Source organism: Kitasatospora sp. NPDC057965 (assembly GCF_042887135.1).
GTDB lineage: Bacteria > Actinomycetota > Actinomycetes > Streptomycetales > Streptomycetaceae > Kitasatospora.
Genome location: NZ_JBHVPZ010000006.1, coordinates 56,894 through 75,990 on the forward strand (window position 1 = coordinate 56,894; position 19,097 = coordinate 75,990).

Genomic DNA, 19,097 nt, shown 5'->3' on the forward strand with positions numbered 1-19,097 from the left:
TAAGGGTCTGTGAGATTGATGACGGCGAGGGCAGGCGGTTGCTGCGGATCGTCCGCCGGGGCACTGGGTCGGTGGTGACGTGGCGGCGGGCCCAGATGGTGCTGCTGTCGGCCCAGGGAATGCCCGTGGCGAAGATCGCCGAGGTCACGTTCACCAGCGCGGACCGGGTCCGCGACGTGATCCACAACTTCAACGCCGACGGCTTCGACTCGCTCTACCCGAAATACAAGGGCGGACGGCCGAGGACGTTCACGCTGCCCGAGCGCCGGGAGACCAAGAAGATCGCCAAGTCAAAGCCGGCCGAGCACGGCCTGCCGTTCTCGACCTGGAGCCTGGCCAAGCCGGCCTACTTCCTGGTCGCCGAGGGGGTGGTCGACGACATCAGCCACGAGGGCCTTCGGGTCCTGCTCCGCGAGGAGGGCGTCTCATTTCAACGCGTGAAGACCTGGAAGACCTCGAAGGATCCCGACTACGCAGCCAAGAAAACCCGGGTCGAACACCTCTACGCGATCGCCGACGGCGAGGTCATTCCCGAAGAGGGCGAGCCCGAAGTCATCTTCTGCCTGGACGAGTTCGGCCCGCTCAACCTCCAACCGCACCCGGGCCGGCAGTGGGCCGAACGCGGCGGCAAGGGCAAGGACCCCGACCGCGAGCCCAGACCAGCCGGCGGCGGCGGCGGGCCACCTATACCCGACCGCACGGCGTCCGGCACCTGTTCGCCGCCTACGACCTTGCCAAGGACCAGCTCTACGGCCACGTCAAGAAGACCAAGAACCGCTCCAAGTTCCTGGAGTTCTGCCGCTACCTGCGCTCGCTGCACCCGGCGGACGTTCGTATTGCGATCGTCTGCGACAACTACTCGCCGCACCTGACGACGAAGCGGTGCCAGCGGGTCGGGACGTGGGCGGCGGCGATCAACGTGGAGATCGCCTACACCCCGACCAACAGCTCCTGGCTCAACCGGATCGAGGCCCAGTTCACCGCCCTTCGCTACTTCGCCCTCGACGGCACCGACCACGCCAGCCACAAAGAACAAGGCAGCATGATCCGCCGCCACATCATCTGGCGGAACAAGCACGCCGCCGACGAGCGCCTACGCGAAGTCGTCATCAGGGCAAACGTTGCCTGATGCGGCACTAGTTCGTCTTCGTCGCGGCGCCCTCAACAACCTCTCCAACCTCTTGGGCGCGGTGAGTCGGTGGGCGGAGGGGGTGGCCGCCGCCGAGGAAGCCGCGCCGGCCGCTACCGCACCCTCGCCGAGACGAACCCCGACCTCTTTCGGGCCAGCCCTGCAGCACTCAATGGACGTGACCGCCTGGATCGAAGGACTCGATCTATAGGCGGGTATGACGGCTACCGCCGGTTCTCCGGCACGAGGAATATGGCACGTTCGGAATGACGCTCCCCGCCAGTCGGTGGCTACGCCTGGAGCGCGAGCAGTACGCCAAGGACCTGGCGGACCCCCGCACCTTGATCGCCGTCACCGCCCGATCGAACCGGCAGAAGGCCGACAAGGACGTCGCCGAGTGGCTGCCGCCGGGTCGCGGTGAAGACCCGCTGGCGGCTGTCCCGTCGACCCCGCCGAGCTCGCCGCCCTCCACCGAATCGCGGCCGGCTGCGACGACGTCCCGATCACCGTCGCCCTCGCACGCTGACCACCGGGACCGCTCCCGCCCGCCACCGGCCGGCAGAACCTCCAGGGTCCAGGGCACCGAGCGGGCACCGTGCCGCAGGCCGGCGGCGGTCGCCGCCCTGGAGGTTCCCGGGCCCGGTGACTACCCGAGGGCGGCAGCGCGATCCGGCCCGGACGCCGGGCCTTCGGGGAGGGCTGCGGCGTCGGGCGCGGTGGCGGTGGCGGTTCCGTCTGCGGCGGGCAGCCACAGCTCCGCGCTGCGGGAACGGACCGCCGACCCGCGCCCGGTGACCGTCACCCGCGCCCGCCGGCCGACGAGCTTCCCCCACCCGTCGCCGAGTCCTTCTTTCCATAGTTGCTGGATGTCTCAGCGGGGTTCATCCGTGGGAGTGATCGCGGGGCTTTGGCGTTGGCCGCAGCTGCTATCCCTGTGCCATCACCTGGCGGACGGAGACTCGGATGCTGCTGTTCTTCACCGACTCCGCGCGGGCCCGTCGGCACTTGCGCGATGCCCCTCTCTCCGGGGGCGAGGTCGTCGATCTCCTGAGGTTCCGGGCGATCCCGGACGGCACCCCGGTACTGCTGGACGAGAGGACGATGCTGCCGGTGGAGCACCTGTGCGGCTGGTTCCGGCGGCTGGCGTTCGACGGACGCAAGCCCAAGACGATGCGGGAGTACGCCTACATCGTGCTGCGGGTGGTCGACTTCCTGGCCGAGCGGGGCTGTGACCTGTTCGACGCGTCGGAGTGGGACCTGCAGGCGTACCGGATGCTGCGCACCGAGCTCCAGGCGCGGCCGGTGGGCGAGGCGGTCTGGTCGAAGGAGGCCGGGCTACGCGAGGTCGACGCCGAGCTGGTGCCGGCGGTGTGGAAGCGCGCGGTGTTCTCCAACGCCAAGCTGCCGCAGGGCGCGGTCGACCGTGACGCGTACGTGGTGTGCGTCCTGGAGCAGTTGCACCGCGCCCTGCACCGGCGCGATGTGTTCGCCTCTCCCTCGAACCGGTGGGCGGACCCGCGCGCCCGGCTGTTGGACGGGCCGCGGTGGGAGGCGATGCGCGCGGACGTGCTCGCGGGCCTGTCCCTGACCGAGGACGCCGAGGAGCACCTGGCCCAGCTCGTCCGGGGGCTGGACGCGGCGTGGCGGCAGATGGCCGACCGCCTGGAGGAGGCCGGCGCCGAGGCGAAGGTGGAGATCGTCGTCCCCGAGGGCGGCGGATGCGCCCGGCTGTCGGTGGACAAGCTTGGCGCGGTGGGCGAGCCGGAGTCGCTGAGCTGGCTCAAGGCCACCACGGAGGCGATGCTCCCGGGGATCGACCTGCCGGACCTGCTGTTCGAGGTCCACTCCTGGACCGGCTTCCTTGACGCCTTCGGGCACGTCTCCGAGCGGCGCACCCGGATGGAGGGCCTGCTCGTCTCCCTGGTCGCGCTGCTGGTGGCGGAGAGCTGCAACATCGGCCTGACTCCGGTCATCGACCCGGAGAACAAGTCGCTGACTCGCTCGCGGCTGTCCCACGTCGACCAGAACTACCTGCGAGCCGACACCATCGCCGCGGCGAACGCCGCGCTCATCACCGCCCAGTCCCGCATCGAGCTGGCCCAGATGTGGGGCGGCAGGCTGCTCGCCTCCGTCGACGGCCTGCGCTTCGTCGTCCCCGTCAAGAGCATCAACAGCGGCCCCTCGCCCAAATACTACGGCTACAAACGCGGCGTGACCTGGCTCAACGCCGTCAACGACCAGGTCGCCGGGATCGGCGCGATGGTCGTACGCGGCACCCCGCGCGACAGCCTCTACACCCTGGACACCCTGCTCAACCTCGACGGCGGGGTGAAGCCGGAGATGGTCGCAACCGACAACGCCTCGTACTCGGACATGGCCTTCGGCCTGTACAAGATACTCGGATTCCGCTTCGCCCCGGGCTTCCGCGACCTCGCCGACCAGAGGTTCTGGCGCGCCGACCTGCCCGACGGCGAGGCGCCGGCCGCCGCCGGGTACGGGCCGCTGGAGGCCATCGCCTGCAACAAGGTGAACCTCAAGCGGATCGCCACGCACTGGCCGGACATGCTCCGGGTCGCCGGGTCGCTCATCACCAACCAGGTCCGGGCCTACGACCTGCTGCGGATGTTCGGCCGCGAGGGCCACCCGACCCCGCTCGGCGCCGCGTTCGCCGAGTACGGGCGGATCGACAAGACCATGCACCTGCTCGCGCTGGTCGACCCGGTCGAAGACACCTACCGTCGGCTGATGAGCCGGCAGCTGACCGTGCAGGAGTCCCGCCACCGGCTGGCGCGTGCGATCTGCCACGGCGGCCCCGGCCAGATCCGCCAGGCGTACCGCGAGGGCCAGGAGGACCAGCTCGCCGCCCTCGGCCTGGTCCTCAATGCCGTCGTCCTGTGGAACACCCGCTACCTCGATGCCGCCGTCGCCCAGCTCCGCGCCGAGGGCCACGACATCAAGGACGAGGACGTCGCCCGCCTCTCCCCGCTCAAAGACCGGCACATCAACTTCCTGGGCCGCTACCTGTTCAACATCAAGGCCAACGGCCCCGGCCAGGGCCTGCGACCGCTCCGGGACCCGAACGCACCTGACGAACAAGACGATGATGGGGATTAGGGCTCGTGTGACCCATGACTGGCAGGCAAGGAGAGCCAGAGGGCAGCGTGCTCGTAGGGCCCTGTTCCCGTCCGGCCTGCTCGACCTGCCGACCTGAAGGGCTGCCGTGGAGTCTGCGCTGATCGGGCGTGGTGGCGGGAAGCACGATGCTCCTTTGCCCACGGCATGGGCCGGCATTCCGGGGGGCCCCTGATGGGCAGCCTGCGTACCCGTCGGGGCAGGAATCGCCTGGCGCAGGAGATGGTGTCGGCCCTGCGGAAGGGGCATCGGTGGCGGCCTGACCGTCTGCAAGATCGAACCCGCTGACCGCGTCGCATCGCTTCCATCGCGGGTAGATGACGGTGGCGTCGGCCATGCAGAGGTGTTCCACCATCACACCGTTCACACTTTTCTCCCCAGCGTGTCGGCACCTACCAGAACGAGATATCCGAAAATATCGGATTGTCCGGATGCGTGTCGGCTGCGACAATCGCGGGATGCGTAATCACATCCTGTCCGACGGCACCGTCGCCCTCTCCCTCCTGCGTCTCGACGATGCGTCGGCGCACCTGGCCGGGGAGGACACACAGCTGGTGCGCTGGCTGAATGGTGGCCCCGGAACCCGGGAGAGCGTCGAGGCGTACCTCGTACACTGCGCTCAGCAGTCGGAGGCTGACGGGCCGCTGCGGGCCTTCGGTATCCGGTTCGGTGCCGAAGAGACCCTGGCCGGCACGGTTGACCTGCGGTTCGAGGGCGAGGGTCTGGAGCTTGGTCAGGTGAACGTGGCCTACGGGCTCTACCCGGCCTGGCGCGGACGGGGACTGGCGACCCGCGCGGTCGACCTGGCGTGCCGGTATGCGGCCGACCAGGGTGCGATCTGCGCGGTGATGAAGGCGGAGCCGGAGAACGAGGCGTCCGCACGGGTCGCCCTGCGGGCGGGCTTCACCCTGGTCCGCCGGATCCGTGAGCAGAGTGGAACCGTCTACGACCGCTACGAGCGTCCTCTGGTGAAGGGGCTGGCGGTGAGGATCGCCGGCGAGGCCGACATCGATGCGGTCTTCGACATCCGCACCAGCGTGCGCGAGAACCATCTCTCGCACGAGCAGCTCACCGAGCTCGGGATCACGAAGGAGTCGGTGAAGGAGGCGTTGGCTGCGTCCCCGTGTCTGTGGATCGCCGAGGTCGAAGGGCAGGCCGCCGGGTTCGCGATGGCGGACACCGAGGCCGGCAGCGTCTTCGCATGCTTCATCCGCCCGCAGTTCGAGGGGCGCGGTCTGGGGCGCATGCTCATGCAGCGCGCGGAGGCGTTCCTGTTCGAGCGCCATGCGACCGTCTGGCTGACCACCGATACCTCCAGCCGCGCTCCCAGCTTCTACCGTCGGCTCGGCTGGACCGCGCTGCGGGATCTGCCGGACGGCAGCACCCACTTCGAGAAGCAGCGCACGACACCTGCCATCGGCAAGATGCACGCCGACGAGGCGGACATCGATGAACCTCTCGTGCGCTGACTGCTGGTCGCCCAGTTCCCCCACTGGGCCGACCTGCCGCTCGCACCGGTCCGGTCCGGTCCGCAGGGACGGACAACGCCATGTACCGGCTCGGTCGGGCGCCGTTCTGTCGGTCCGTGGCGGCAGGATGCTTCCAGTGCCAATGGGACACGGCAGATGGGGGCGGTCATGCCGGCAACGGCGTTGGACAAGTTGAGAGATCGGCTTGGCAAGCCGGAGTGGTGGGGCCAGGCGCGGCCGGAGTTGTGGCAAGCGTCGGAGGCCTACCTGGGCCTGGCCCTGCCGACCGATTACAAGGGCAGGGCTGTGGACGGGAGCGGTCGAGCAACGAAGGACCCGCTCTCCGGGGAACCGGTGTCCGAGGGCAATGCGGCGCAGGGGGCGGCGGGTCCGCCGCCCGCTCCCCCGCAACCCACGGCGCCACCCCACCCTCCACGGCCCACACGGCCTCCGCAGGCGCGCATACCCCCGGGCCGGCCCCGCTGGTCGCGGCGCAAGCGACGGACCATCGCGCTCGGACTGCTCACGCCGGCGATGCTGCTCATCGCACTGACCTACGCCGCGGCTCAAGCCGCCTGGTACGGCGGACTGGTGGTGCTCATCGAGGTCTTCTACCACCCGCTGCCGTACGGCGCCGTGGTACTGGTGCTGATTGTCCTCGCCGTCCTGATCGGGATCCGCTCCCGGATGACCAGGACAATGCTGCTGGTCCCGCTCCTCGGCTGCGCACTGCTGGCCTCGCCCCTCGCACTGCTCGTCTTCGGCAGCACGCCGCACAAGACCGCGGACCGGCCGGCTCCTGGCCGCTCCGACCGCAGCCTGGTGATCCACGAGGGTGTTGCGATGATCGATCCGCTCTGGTGGGTCTCGGTGGACGCCGGCTCCGGCCTGACCGCACGACGGTGGCCGGTCGGCTACTTCAACGGCGACGCGCCCGACAACGCACTGACCTCGGCGCAGTGGGACGGACCCAACCGGATCAAGCTGGCCACCCAGGGCGGCCAGGTGTTCGTGGTAGCCCTCGACCCGGAAACCGGCCGGCCCGAGCGCCAGGTACGAGCAGGCTGAAGGCTCGACCACAACTACTGCTGCTGGCTGACCACCGGCCCGGACCCGGAGCAGTGGCCGGTGGTCGTCTTCTGCGATTTCAACGACGGCGCGCTCGACCGTTTCAACGGCGGCTTCGCACAGTTCGTGGCGACCGTACTCACCGGCGGCTATGCCCATGAGGATGAGTTGCTGGTGCGCCCGGACCCGGAAGAGCGGGGACCTCAACCGGCCGAGCCACGGCGCCTCACCCCTGCCCACGTCCGTCGGGGGTTTCGCAACGTCCGCGCGACAGCCACCTGCCCAGCAGCCGCACCGAAACCGTCCCACGCGGGTCCGGGACGGCCTCCCGGCTCGAAGAACCGGCAGCACGCCAAGCGCCACGACGTCGGCAAGACCGTCAAACGCGCCAAGACGATCAAGAAACACCAAGCGCACCAGGGTTAAGCGGCAAGCTCAGAGGGCGTTTGATCTGAAGGGATTGCCCTTTATGACCTAGTACGTTCCTCGCCAGGTTGGTGTGGTCTCGCCCGTTATGCGCTTGGCGAGGTTGTCGATAAAGGCGATGTGGATCATGGCCTCGGAGCTGGCCGGTAGGGTTTCGTAGTCGCGGACGAGGCGCCGGTGGAGCATGATCCACCCCAGACTTCGTTCGACCACCCATCGCCTTTTCACGACGTGGAATCCGGGGGTGTCGGACTTCCGATGGACGACTTCGACGTCGATGCCCAGGCCGGCCCCGTGCTCGACGACGGCGTTCTTGAAGCCGATGTCGACCCAGCGGTCTCAACTGTTCATTTATGAGAATCGCCGAGTGTCACACCTGTTGCGAAGAGTTGCGAACAGACCGCTCGGCACCCCCCACGATGCGGTCGCCAGCAGGGACCACCAAGGCTGTCGCCCAGATCGCCACGACGGGGCCTTCACTTACGGGCAGTGGATCACCACGGGCTCGGAGTTCGCGGATTGCGGTCGCTTACCCCGCTCCGGCGCACGCCTCCGCCTCAGCCAGGTAGCGCGCCACTGGGCCCAGGGTCAGCATTCCGCTGGTGGCGCCGGCATGTTCGGCACGGGCTTCGCGCAGGGCAGCATGGGCGCGTGCGGCGATTCCGGGCGCGCCGAGGCGTACGGCGGCGCGGGCGGTCAGGCACCACATGGCTTCCTGCATGTGGTCACGCGGTGGTTCGGGCACCGCGGCGAGGGTGGCACGGGCCTCGTCGGTCCGGTCCTGGGCGAGCAGTACGAGGGGGCGCGTCCACGGCCTGTACGGGCCCCAGTCGAGGTGCGGGTCGGTGGGTGCGGGCCGGTCGTGCAGCAGGCGCAGTCCCAGTAGGGCGAGCGGGAAGAGGCCGCGGTGCAGCCCGGGCATTCCGGCCGTCTGGAGGGCGTTCTCGGCAGCGCGGTAGTGCGCTGCTGCCGTGGCGGCGGTCGGTCCGCCGGGTTCGGTGCTGCGGGCGGCCGTGGCCCGGGCCCTGAACCACCTGGTGAGGACGGGGACGAGGGGCGCTTCGGTGGTGGCGGCGAGCTGGTCGGCTGCATCGGCGTGCGAGGTCGCGGCGTCGAGGTCGCCGAGGGCGGAGGCGGATTGCAGGCGGACGAGTCGGCCGAGTACGGCGAAGTTCGGCATCTCGTGCCGGGTGGCCAGGTCGAGGATCTCGGCGCCGATCCGGTCTCGTACCACCGTGAGCCCGGGGCAGGTGAAGGACTGCAGGAACACCCCGTTGAGGGCGAAGGCGAGCAGGGCGGGATCGGCCAGGTCCCGTGCCAGTGCCTCGGCCTGCAGCGCCGCCTGCTGCGCGTGCTTCAGCTCGGTCCCGGACAGATCGGCGCTGCGGCTCTCGACGGCGACCGTGGCCAGGAGGCGGGCGCGCAGGTCGGCGGGGCCGTCCGGGCCGAGCCCGGTGAGCGTGCGCTCGGCAGCCGCGACGACGGCGCGGGACTGCTCGGGGTCGTCGGCCCGGCTCCAGAGGGCGGGCACGTCGTAGGCACCGATGATCCGGGCGGTCAGGGAGGGGTCTCCCGTGCGTTCCGCCGCACGGATGGCGGCGAGGCGGTCGCGCCGAGAGTGGACGAGGGCGTCGCCGCCCGCCAGCGCGAGGGTGCGGGCCAGATCCACGATGGTGCGCGGGCCGAGCCGGACACCATGGCCGGTCCACGCGGTACGTGCTCCTTCGGGGGGCACGGACCCGTTGAGGATGTCCGTCTCCAAGCGCTGAAGGTCGGCACCGGGGTCGAGTCCGAGTTGGTCGACGAGCATCGCGCGGGCGCGGCGGAGGGTAGCCAGCGCGTCGGCCTGGCGGCCCGCGCGGTACAGCGCGCGGGCAAGCAGCTCCCAGGCCGGCTCGCGCCACGGGTGTTCGGCGACATGAGCACCCAGTTCGGCGACGAGGTCGGCCCCTCCCCCGGAGTCGAGAAGGATCCGGGCGCGCAGTTCCACCCCCTCCAACCTCAATTCCTCCAGCCGGGCCCGCTCGCGCTGTGCCCATGCGGAGCCGGTCACATCGGCATAGGCGGGTCCACGCCAGTCCGCGAGTGCCGCGCCGAGGTCGGTCACCGCGTCGGGGTTGCGGCGGGCACGGGCCAGGGTGTCCTGGAACCGATGGACGTCCACGTCCTCGCGCGGCAGGCGCAGCGCGTAGCCGGGACCTTCGGTGACGAGTACGCGCGGCGGATCGCGGGGCGGCCGGTCGGGTTCGAGGGCGCGGCGCAGCGCGGCGACGAACGTACGCAAAGCACCCACGGCGCGGGCCGGCGGATCGGTCCACAGGTCATCGACCAGGGTGTCGGTGGTGACCATCCGCCCCTCGGCGGCGACGAGCCGGGCAAGTACCTCACGATGGCGGGGTCCACCCAGGTCAACCGGGCTGCCGTCGTCGCGGAGGGCCCGCACCGCACCGAGCACGTCGATTCGCATGCCCCCATCATCCGTGCCAGGGGCCGACTGCTCCCAACCGTACTGATCGGTTGCTGATCGCCGTCGCCCAAGCTGATCCGGTCAAGTCCCCGACCCGCAAGGACGGTCCCTCATGACGCTCACCATTCCCGGGTTCGATCACATCCGCCTGCCCGGTGCGGACGGTGTGGAGCTGGCTGCCGCTGTAGGCGGCAGCGGCAGCCCGGTCGTGCTGTTGCACGGTTTTCCCCAGACCCACCTGATGTGGCGGCACGTCGCCGAGCGGCTCGCCGACGGGCACACGGTGATCTGTCCTGACCTGCGGGGCTACGGCGCCAGCGACAAGCCGGCGGCCACCGACCCCGATGTGTACGCCAAGCGCACCATGGCCGCCGACGTCGTGTCCCTGGCGGCGGCGCTCGGCCACGAGCGCTTCGCCCTCGTCGGTCACGACCGGGGCGCCCTGGTCGCCTTCCGGGCGGGGTTGGACCACCCCGAGACCATCACGCACCTGGGCATCCTCGACATCGTGCCGACGCTCGACATGTGGAACGTCCTGCGCGGTGCCTCGGCGGCGGTCGGCTACCACCTCTTCCTGATGGCGCAGCCGCCGGGCCTGCCGGAGGCGATGATCGCAGGCAGTGCGGACGCGTTCTTCGGCTCGTTCCTCGACGCCTGGGCAAACGACCCAACCGCCATTCCGGAGGATGTGCGTGCCGAGTACCTGCGGGCGAGCGCCGCGGCGGTGACATCGATCGTCGCGGACTACCGGGCCTCGGCGGGCATCGACGTCACGCACGACCAGGCGGACCTCGACGCCGGGTCGCAGCTGGCCATGCCCGTGACGGTCGTCCAGCAGGACTGGGGCGCACAGCTGGGCTACGACGCTGCCGCGGTGTGGAAGGCGTGGGCGCCGGACCTGGACCACCGGCTGACCCGAGCGGGGCACTTCATGGCCGAGGAGGCACCCGACGAGATCGCCGGGGCGATCCAGGACCTGCTGGCCCGCTGAGCCTCCTGTACGCGACTCGCCGGCTGGGCCACGGCGGGTCGGCGAGCTCCAGCGCGCCGCCCGGCCTGGCGTGGGCGGCGGGCAGACCGAGCGGGCGCGGTGCCTGGTAGCGGGTGGTACGGACCTGGCGGCCGAAGCGGCTCGCGCTCAGGACGAGGGCGAGCGCCGGCATGACCAGGACGTCCGGGCCTCCTTGCCGCCGGGAACGGCGGCGGTGAACGCGGCCAGGCCCTCGTCGAGGATCGCCCGGCCCGTTTCGGTGGCCAGGTGCCGGCGGGACATCTGGGCGCCTCGCAGGACCATCCGCAGCGCCATCACCAGCTGGCGGGCGTCGATGATGCCGCTCTCGCCGTCGTCCTCGTGCAGGATCCGCCGCAGCCGCAGCCGCACGGTGCGCCCCCAGGTCCACGCCTCGGTGTGGCCGATGATGGCGCCGTACTCGGTGCGCAGCCACAGCCGCCGCTCGGCGCCGGCGGCGGCGGTCGTCATCTTCTCCCCCCAATCCGCTGCCCGGCGGCCGGTTCCCCTGCGGGCACCCGGCCGGGCGGGCACGGGGTGCAGGCGGCCGGGTCCCGGGGAACGACGGGGGGAGCGTTCCGCGGGGACCGGCCGGGGGGGGGGGAAGCCAGCCGCGCCGGGAGGACGTGGCGCGGCTGCTCTGCCCGGCGGCCCGGTGGCGCTGTGGTGGGGCCGCCGTGGCGCAGACACGGGACCCGCTGATCGGCGGTGGCCAGGGGCGCGACCAGGGTCTTTTCGGCCGCGAACATGCCGCCCGGCGGTGGCGGCTCAGATGTCGGCACGCCAGATGTCGACGACGGCTTCGTGGAGGCGTTCCGATCCGGTCCAGCGGGCCGGGTCGTCCTGGTTGGTCATCACCTGTTCCGGGAGCGGGGTCACGGTGGCGGGCTCGGCGTCGGCGGGGACGTCCAGAAACACCCGCGGACCGTCGCCGTCGATCAGACACTCGGTGTCCCAGCCATACCGCCGATACCGCTCCAGTTCATGGTGAGCAGCAGGACGGAGTCCGGGGTCTCGGGGTGGTCGTGACTGTCCGGCGCCCCATCCGAGCTGCGCGCGCAGCGCTCGGCCGCCGGGCGGGCTGTTCTCCTCCCCCAGCTCCCAGCCGCCGGGCCCGCGTCCCATGCCCTCCGGTTCGGCGACAACCTGCGCGCTGTAGTCGCGGTGCGGCAGGTGGCCACCGCGGGTGCTCCAGGACCTCGGACACGATGCACTCCTCCAGCGATGCGGGCCGGGCGTCTCCCGGTCCCGAGGGCAGCCTGCAGCAGGCCGCCCGGGGGCAGAGCTTGCGATGTTCGGCCGGCCTGCGGGTGTGCCGGCGGGCAGCACGGTGAGCGCGGGCCGGTCGGGGCTGCTTCGGCTTGCGAGCGGTTGTGGGCGGCGGTGAGGTGGGCGGGACCGCATGATGCGACGCCCTGCCCCGGCTGAACGTCGGAGCGACTGTCCGGCACAGCGACAACACTTGCAATAGCAAGCGCATGCAACTATTGTCTTCACATGTAAGGCGCTTCTGCATCCACCCGGAGCGCCTCACCTCCGACTCTGCGAAGTGCCGCCTCGCAATCGCCGCCGCGGCCTCACCCGCACCGCCGCCGGCCCCAACGGACAGCCCGCCACCCCACGCCGGGGCGCCGCCATGCCCTCGGCGACGCTGATCGAAAAGGCACTGTCATGTCCCTGAAGAAGATCCTTCCCGGCAAGCTCGGCTTCGGCACCGCCCCGCTGGGCAACATGTTCCGCGCGATCCCCGACGAGGAGGCCGCCGCCACCGTCGAGGCCGCCTGGGACCAGGGCGTCCGCTACTACGACACCGCCCCCTTCTACGGCGCGGGCCTGGCCGAGGAGCGCCTGGGCGAGGTCCTCGCCACCAAGCCGCGTGAGGAGTACGTGCTGTCCACCAAGGTCGGCCGCGTCATCCTCGACGAGGTGGAGGAGGGCGAGCGCGACCTCGGCGAGAAGGGCGGCATCTTCGAGCACGGCAACCCCAACAAGGTCCTCCACGTGTGGACCGCCGAGGCCACCGAGCGCTCCATCGAGGACAGCCTCAAGCGCCTGCGCACCGACTGCACCGGCGGCACGGCCACACCGGACACTCGGTCAGCACAGGAACGACGACCGGAAGGACCAGACGTGGAAGCACATTCGACCCCTCACACGGCTCCGCTGCCACACCGTGCTCATGCGACGGACGAAGAGCACACCACCACGTCAGCAGGCCTGGCCACGTGGGCGGCCGCCTTCCTCGTCTGCCTCGTCGCCGCAGCCGCCCCGCTCATCGGATTCTGGAGCTTCGCGCGCTGACCCCTCCTGTCGCCCCGGCGACGCGCACAGACGTGAAGGACAAGCACCCTCAAGCATCGACCGAACGAACCCACCGTCGCCCGCCCCACCTCACCCACGGGTGAAGGCCGCAGACCGCATCGCCATCGACGACCAGGTCCACTGACCCGCGAGGTCGAGCAGGAACTCCTCGCCGTCCTCGGCAACGGCTCCATGACCGTGATGGCCCCGGCCGCCGCCACCGACGAGGGCGCGGTCCAGCGGATGCGGGACCGGGCCACCCAGCAGCGGCGCGACCGAGAGTGCACCGAGTCGGTCATCCGGCTCTCCGTTGGGCTTGGGTGGCTCCGGCGTCGCGGGCCTCGAAGAGGCGCCGGGTGACATCGCCGGGCATCTTCTGGGCGATCATGCGGGGGCGGGGGCGGGGGTCGCCGACGCCACCGTGGGAGCGGTCGCGCGAAGCGCGCGGATCGCGACCCTCACCGATCCCCTGCCTCCTTGTCCCCCGTCTCCCGCTAACGCGCAGCCGAACCCGGGAGCAGCCCCTGGCCACATCCCTGTCCGCCTGCCCTTTTACTATCATTTCGCATTCTTCGACGGACGCTGATGCCCGCTCGGCCGTGCGTCCACCGCCCGACACGACACAACGCGACTCCACCGCCTGGCGATGGAGTCGTGCATCGAGGAGGAACGTTCATGCACGCCCGAAGGATCGGCGCGGCCGCCGCAACAGCGGTGACGCTTCTGGCTGCCCGCGACCTCATCCAGAAGAGGCACGCACTGCTCCGGAACTTCCCGGTGGTCGGGCACGCCCGGTACCTGGTGGAGCGGATAGGGCCGGAGCTGCGGCAGTACATCGTGGCCTCGAACGAGGAGGAGCGCCCGTTCAGTCGTGACCAGCGCACCTGGATCTACGCGTCGGCGAAGGAGGAGAACAACTACTTCGGGTTCGGAACCGAAGTCGACGTCGCGCACGTGCAGGGGCACGCCTACCTGAAGCAGCGCACGTTCGCCGGCGCTCTGCCCGACGCGCACGACCCGCAGGCTCCCCTACCCTCGGCCAAGGTGCTGGGCGGGCCGCGCGGGCGCGCCAAGGCGTTCCGACCGGCGAGCGTGGTGAACATCTCCGCGATGAGCTTCGGATCGCTCTCCGGCGCGGCCATCACGGCGCTCAACAAGGGGGCGGCGCTGGCGGGCGCGATGCACAACACGGGCGAGGGCGGCCTCTCGCCCTACCACCGCAACGGCGGCGACCTCGTCCTCCAGCTCGGTACGTCGTACTTCGGCTGCCGCAACGAGGACGGCAGTTTCAACCTCGACAAGCTCAAGGAGGTGGTCGCCGGCGCCCCGGTCAAGGCGATAGAGATCAAGCTCTCCCAGGGCGCCAAGCCGGGGCTGGGAGGGATGCTGCCGGGCGCGAAGGTGACCCCGGAGATCGCCGGGATCCGCGGCATTCCGGTCGGCGAGGACTGCGCGTCCCCGTCGCGGCACACCGCGTTCAGCGACGTCGACTCGATGCTCGACTTCGTCGAGTTGCTCGCCACCGAGACCGGAGTGCCGGTCGGGGTCAAGAGCGCGGTGGGCGAGATGGGCTTCTGGCAGGAGCTGGCCGCGCTGATGGCACGTGGTGACCGTGGTGTCGACTTCGTGACCATCGACGGGGGCGAGGGCGGTACCGGCGCGGCCCCGCGGATGTTCGCCGACTCGGTGTCGCTGCCGTTCCGGATGGGCTTCTCCCGCGTCTACGGCACCTTCGCCGAGCTGGGGCTGACCGACGACCTGACCTTCATCGGCTCCGGCAAGCTCGGCCTGCCCGAGAACGCCGCGGTCGCCTTCGCCCTGGGTGCCGACATGATCAACGTGGCCCGTGAGGCGATGCTGTCCATCGGCTGCATCCAGGCGCAGAAGTGCCACACCGACAGGTGTCCCACCGGCATCGCCACCCAGAACCCGTGGCTGGCCCGCGGCCTCGACCCGGCCTCGAAGGCCACCCGGGCCGCCGTCTACCTGCGCACCCTGCGCAAGGAGCTGATGAAGGTCTCGTCGGCCGTCGGTGTCGCCCACCCGGCACTCATCACGGCCAACGACATCGAGATCCTGAACGGCGACTACGAGGCCCGCACCCTGGGCGGCGTCTACGGCTACAAGGACGGCTGGGGCGAGCTCGGCCCGCACCTCGCCGATGAGATCACGGCACTCCTCACCACCGAACCGGCCACCGTCCGCAGGCCGGCCGTCTGATCCGTCGACGGCGGCCGGCGCCGCGCCCAGGGCTCCGCCGCGCGGAGTCCGGGCGGGGCGCCGGCCGGTGACCCCTCGGGTACCGGTCCCGGCTTCGGCGCTCCTTGTCGGTGGCGGTGTCGAGTGTGGCGAAGAGGGCGGCGGTTCCCGCGCGGACGGAGTCGTGGCTGCGGCGTTCGGGAACCCCGGGCATCATCGGCAGCACCGGTTGGGAGCGGTCCAGGGCCTGGATCTGCGACTTCTCGGTTGTCGCAGGTACGTGGCCGGGTGTTGCCGGGTCGGTTGATGATGGCGTGGAGGGCGACGGGCGTGTGGGCGGCGGGTGAGGTTTGGCGGCTGCTGCAGGGGGACGAGCTGGTCGGGGAGATCGTGATCGAGGAGGGTGACGTCCCCTGGCTGTCCGGTCGCTTCTCGGCGACGCCGGCATTCGCCGTCTGGAAGCCACTGTTCGACCGGGAGCTCGCGCTGCTCGAAGCGGAGGACTGGGACCAGTGGGAGCCAGTCATCGATCAGATCTGCGGCCGCCTGCTCCTGGCCGCGCCAACAGGGCCCGTCGCCGAGTTCCTGCTTCACATCGACGGCGACCAGGCCTGGTTCCGCTGGAGCGACGAACCGTTCGAGTAACGCCCCCACCCGCCAGCGCGCGCCTCGTCACGTACTCACATCCCCAACGTCCACCCCCGAATCCCCGTCCGCAGGCGGGGTAGTGCCAGCAGGCCCCAGATCTCGGCCGAGTGGATCGTCGTAGGTTGCGCCGCAATGAGCTTGTGGAACGCTCTGCCGGACAGCGAACGACAGCAGTGGGCATTCGAGCCCTTCGTGAGTGTGGGGCCGCTGCTGTTCGGGATGAGTATCCGAAGCACTCGCCGAGCTCGGTGGCGTCGAGACGGACGTTCGCCGGCCCGACGCGCATTGGACATCACGTGCCACACCGCTTCCGAGGTGGGAGTGAAGCGCTACTTCGCGGCCGATGAGCGATTGTGCGGAATTGCGGTTGATGCGACCGGGACGCGGCCCTCGGCCGGGGCGGTGCGCTCGTCGTACTCCAGCCGGGAGCGGTCGATCTCGTGCAGATGGCGCTCGGCCCAACCGGTCAGCGCCAACAGCGAGTCGTACAGCTCACAGGCCATCGGGGTGGCCTGGTACTCGACCTTGGGCGGCACGGTCGGGTAGACGGTCCGCTCCAGCAGGCCGTCCCGCTCCAGGTTGCGCAGCGTCAGGGTGAGCATCCGTCGGCTGATCCCCTTGACCTGGCGCTCCAGCTCGGTGAACCGGGTGGGTCCCTGGGTGGTGACCAGCAGGATCCCGATGCTCCACTTCCCGCTCACCCGACCGAGGACCTCGAGCACCGAGCAGGCAGCCTCGGCCGCAGGGGATTCGCACTCCGGCAGGCCGCTGACCTGCGGGGTCACATCGCTGTTCCTCTGGGACATAGAAGTTCCTCCTTCCGCACGGCCCAATAGTTCCAGACCATGTACTCCGTAACAAGACGTGCACCTAGGGAGAAGGCGACGATTGTGAACCGCACGGACACCGGTCAAGCAAGTTCTCGTGGCAGGGCGCTGACGATCCTGTGCGCGATGCAGTTGATGATCATCTTGGACGGGACGATCGTCACTGTCGCCCTTCCCACGATCCAGAACGACCTGGAGTTCTCGCAGGGCGGCCTGTCCTGGGTCGTCAACTCCTACCTGATCGCGTTCGCCGGCCTGCTGCTGCTCTCCGGGCGGCTGGGCGACCTGATCGGCAACAAGAAGGTCTTCCTGGCCGGCCTGGCGACCTTCACGGTCGCCTCGCTGATCTGCGGCGTCGCGAACACCGCAGGACTGCTGATCGCCGGACGGTTCGTCCAAGGCGTCGGCGCGGCACTCGCCTCCGCCGTGGTGCTCGGCATGATCGTGGGCCTCTACCCGGAGCCCGGTGAGCAGGCCAAGGCGATGGGCATCTACAGCTTCGTCTCCGCGGGCGGCGCTTCGGTCGGCCTGATCGCGGGCGGCGTGATCACCGACGCGCTGGGCTGGCACTGGGTCTTCCTGATCAACCTGCCGATCGGCGTGGTGGCCGGCATCGCGGGCCTGCGCGAGCTCACCCCACAGGCCGGACTCGGGCTGAGGGCGGGGGCCGACGCGCTCGGCGCACTGCTGGTCACGCTGGGCCTCTCGCTGGGCGTCTTCACCATCTCGCAGGTCTCCGAGGACCAGTACGGCGGCGGTGAGCTCGCCGCCTACGGCCTGATCTCGCTGGTGCTGCTGGCCGGGTTCCTGCTGCGCCAGGCCAAGGCGGCCAGCCCGCTGCTGGCCCTGCGGATCTTCCGCAACCGGGAGATCGACGGCGCCAACACCGTGGTCGTGCTGGCCTTCGCGGCCGGCTTCGGCTTCCAGTTCCTGAACGCGCTCTACCTTCAGCGGGTGCTCGGCTTCGACTCGATGCAGACCGGCCTGGCGTTCCTGCCGGCGCCGCTGGTGATCGGCACCATCTCGCTGTTCTTCTCCGCCAAGCTGGTCGCCCGCTTCGGCACCCGCCGGGTCCTGCTGACCGGCCTGCTGCTGCTGGGCGTCGGTCTGCTGCTGCTCAGCCGGGCGCCGGTCGACGGTGACTACTGGGTGGACGTCGCGCCGACCCTGGTCATCCAGGGCCTGGGCATGGGCCTGACCATTCCCTCGGTCATCATGCGCGCCATGTCCGGCGCCCGGCCCAGCGACGCCGGTCTGGCCTCCGGCCTGAACAACACCGCCCAGCAGGCGGGTGCTGCGGTCGGCCTGGCGGTGCTGGCCACGGTGGCCACCTCGCACAGCAACAGCCGCGTCGCCGATGGCGTCGCGCAGATCGCGGCGCTGCGCGACGGCTACAGCCTCGCGTTCGTCTGCGCGGCCGGCTTCGTCTTCCTGGGCTGGCTGGTCACCTTCGTGGTGCTGCGCGATGCCGAGGCTGTGGCGAAGGACGCCGCCAAGGACTCGGCCGTCGCCGCCCCCTGATCCCCCGACGTCGCGGGCGGGAACGTGACCGGTGACCCGGCCGTGTTCCCGCCCGCGGATCCTTCCCCCGAACTCGACATCATCCGGACCGTCCCGACCCGTTCGGGCGGCAAGGAAGGAACACCGACATGGCAGACAGCATCCGGGTAGCAACGTGCGCCAGGTCTACCGCGACCTGGCACACGCGATCCGCACCACCGAGCCGTTCGAGCCGTTCCAGCCGGACGTGGCCGACCCGTTCGCCTGTGAGATGGTTGCTGCCATGACTGTTGACGCGCCGGGCAGCGAGGTTCTACTCGAGACGAGTCGGCTGCTGCTCAGGCCTTGGCGAGTGGACGAGGCTGTCGTCCAGCGTGAGCTGTGGACCGAACGCGATCCACGAGTGCCGCCGCACCGCCGGATCGACACGGACGGACACCCCACGGTCGCGGAGCTCGCAGATTCGATCCGCACCCACAAGGTGTGGTCGAACGGGTTGCTGGCGGTCGAGCGGAAGGCGTCTGGTGACGTCATCGGCTACTGCGGGCTGGTCGACAGCGGGCGAGGAGCGGCAGGCGAGCCGGAACTGGCATTCGAGCTGCTGCGCCGAGTCTGGTGTCAGGGATACGCGACCGAGGCCTCGTTGGCGGTTCTGGACTGGGCGCGATCATCCGGATACGAACGCCTGTGGGCCACCGTCTGGGACTGGAACACCGCTTCTCGCCGAGTGCTGGCCAAGGTCGGGTTCACCGAGACCGAGCGGAAGGAAGTGGACGCGGTACGCGGGACCACCTTGTTCACCACGAGACGGCTCTGACACACCCGGCACAACCCGACGTTCGACCTTGCGGACGGATCCGTGCCGGGCTGCCCGGCGACAGGTGTCCCCATTCGCGTCGGCAGCAAGAACCCCGGTGCCCCC

At 70.3% G+C, this 19,097-nt stretch carries 12 protein-coding genes and 5 pseudogenes; 11 read left to right on the forward strand and 6 right to left on the reverse strand.

Features of this window, described 5'->3' with window-relative positions:
- Positions 1–38: 38 nt before the first annotated feature.
- The 5 genes and pseudogenes from ACFVVU_RS09305 to ACFVVU_RS09325 all read left to right on the forward strand — a co-directional run.
- Positions 39–1,129: pseudogene (locus tag ACFVVU_RS09305) on the forward strand (IS630 family transposase).
- A gap of 1,170 nt (positions 1,130–2,299) precedes the next feature.
- Complete coding sequence (locus tag ACFVVU_RS09310; RefSeq protein WP_387789203.1) at positions 2,300–4,243, forward strand: Tn3 family transposase; 1,944 nt, start codon at positions 2,300–2,302, stop codon at positions 4,241–4,243.
- Positions 4,244–4,719: 476 nt separating this feature from the next.
- On the forward strand, positions 4,720–5,730 hold the full coding sequence (locus ACFVVU_RS09315) for a GNAT family N-acetyltransferase (protein ID WP_387788918.1): 1,011 nt from the start codon (positions 4,720–4,722) through the stop codon (positions 5,728–5,730).
- Between the two features lie 534 nt (positions 5,731–6,264).
- On the forward strand, positions 6,265–6,798 hold the full coding sequence (locus ACFVVU_RS09320; protein ID WP_387788920.1) for a hypothetical protein: 534 nt from the start codon (positions 6,265–6,267) through the stop codon (positions 6,796–6,798).
- 204 nt (positions 6,799–7,002) lie between these two features.
- Positions 7,003–7,224: pseudogene (locus ACFVVU_RS09325) on the forward strand (transposase); the annotation flags it as partial.
- Between the two features lie 48 nt (positions 7,225–7,272).
- Here the strand turns inward: ACFVVU_RS09325 and ACFVVU_RS09330 are convergent.
- Positions 7,273–7,557 (reverse strand): annotated as a pseudogene (locus ACFVVU_RS09330) (transposase); the annotation flags it as partial.
- Between the two features lie 196 nt (positions 7,558–7,753).
- Positions 7,754–9,691 (reverse strand): BTAD domain-containing putative transcriptional regulator, encoded by a 1,938-nt coding sequence (locus ACFVVU_RS09335; RefSeq protein WP_387788921.1) that lies wholly within the window; start codon positions 9,689–9,691, stop codon positions 7,754–7,756.
- A 112-nt stretch (positions 9,692–9,803) separates the two neighbouring features.
- On the opposite strand from ACFVVU_RS09335, the gene ACFVVU_RS09340 reads away from it, so the two are divergent.
- The gene (locus ACFVVU_RS09340; RefSeq protein ID WP_380682715.1) at positions 9,804–10,682 is read left to right on the forward strand and encodes an alpha/beta fold hydrolase; all 879 of its coding nucleotides are present in this window, start codon (positions 9,804–9,806) and stop codon (positions 10,680–10,682) included.
- Between the two features lie 147 nt (positions 10,683–10,829).
- Here ACFVVU_RS09340 and ACFVVU_RS09345 read toward each other — a convergent pair whose 3' ends face one another.
- Together ACFVVU_RS09345 and ACFVVU_RS09350 are read right to left on the reverse strand one after the other, a co-directional pair.
- The gene (locus ACFVVU_RS09345) at positions 10,830–11,171 is read right to left on the reverse strand and encodes a hypothetical protein (protein WP_387788923.1); all 342 of its coding nucleotides are present in this window, start codon (positions 11,169–11,171) and stop codon (positions 10,830–10,832) included.
- 297 nt (positions 11,172–11,468) lie between these two features.
- Positions 11,469–11,618 (reverse strand): hypothetical protein, encoded by a 150-nt coding sequence (locus tag ACFVVU_RS09350; RefSeq protein ID WP_380682713.1) that lies wholly within the window; start codon positions 11,616–11,618, stop codon positions 11,469–11,471.
- A 753-nt stretch (positions 11,619–12,371) separates the two neighbouring features.
- On the opposite strand from ACFVVU_RS09350, the pseudogene ACFVVU_RS09355 reads away from it, so the two are divergent.
- A pseudogene (locus tag ACFVVU_RS09355) lies at positions 12,372–12,764 on the forward strand (aldo/keto reductase); the annotation flags it as partial.
- Between the two features lie 912 nt (positions 12,765–13,676).
- The gene (locus tag ACFVVU_RS09360) at positions 13,677–15,221 is read left to right on the forward strand and encodes an FMN-binding glutamate synthase family protein (protein ID WP_387788925.1); all 1,545 of its coding nucleotides are present in this window, start codon (positions 13,677–13,679) and stop codon (positions 15,219–15,221) included.
- Between the two features lie 109 nt (positions 15,222–15,330).
- Here ACFVVU_RS09360 and ACFVVU_RS09365 read toward each other — a convergent pair.
- Positions 15,331–15,471 (reverse strand): annotated as a pseudogene (locus ACFVVU_RS09365) (IS630 family transposase); the annotation flags it as partial.
- A 35-nt stretch (positions 15,472–15,506) separates the two neighbouring features.
- On the opposite strand from ACFVVU_RS09365, the gene ACFVVU_RS09370 reads away from it, so the two are divergent.
- Positions 15,507–15,845, forward strand: a complete 339-nt coding sequence (locus tag ACFVVU_RS09370; protein ID WP_387788926.1) for a hypothetical protein — start codon at positions 15,507–15,509, stop codon at positions 15,843–15,845.
- A gap of 332 nt (positions 15,846–16,177) precedes the next feature.
- Here ACFVVU_RS09370 and ACFVVU_RS09375 read toward each other — a convergent pair whose 3' ends face one another.
- Positions 16,178–16,654 carry a winged helix-turn-helix transcriptional regulator gene (locus ACFVVU_RS09375; RefSeq protein WP_380682711.1) on the reverse strand — a complete coding sequence of 159 codons (477 nt, stop codon included), beginning with the start codon at positions 16,652–16,654 and terminating at the stop codon, positions 16,178–16,180.
- A 147-nt stretch (positions 16,655–16,801) separates the two neighbouring features.
- Between ACFVVU_RS09375 and ACFVVU_RS09380 the strand changes: the two genes are divergently transcribed.
- Positions 16,802–18,196: an MFS transporter gene (locus ACFVVU_RS09380; RefSeq protein ID WP_380682710.1), complete on the forward strand. Its 1,395-nt coding sequence runs from the start codon at positions 16,802–16,804 to the stop codon at positions 18,194–18,196.
- Positions 18,197–18,350: 154 nt separating this feature from the next.
- Positions 18,351–18,992: a GNAT family N-acetyltransferase gene (locus ACFVVU_RS09385; RefSeq protein ID WP_387788927.1), complete on the forward strand. Its 642-nt coding sequence runs from the start codon at positions 18,351–18,353 to the stop codon at positions 18,990–18,992.
- The last annotated feature ends 105 nt before the right edge of the window (positions 18,993–19,097 follow it).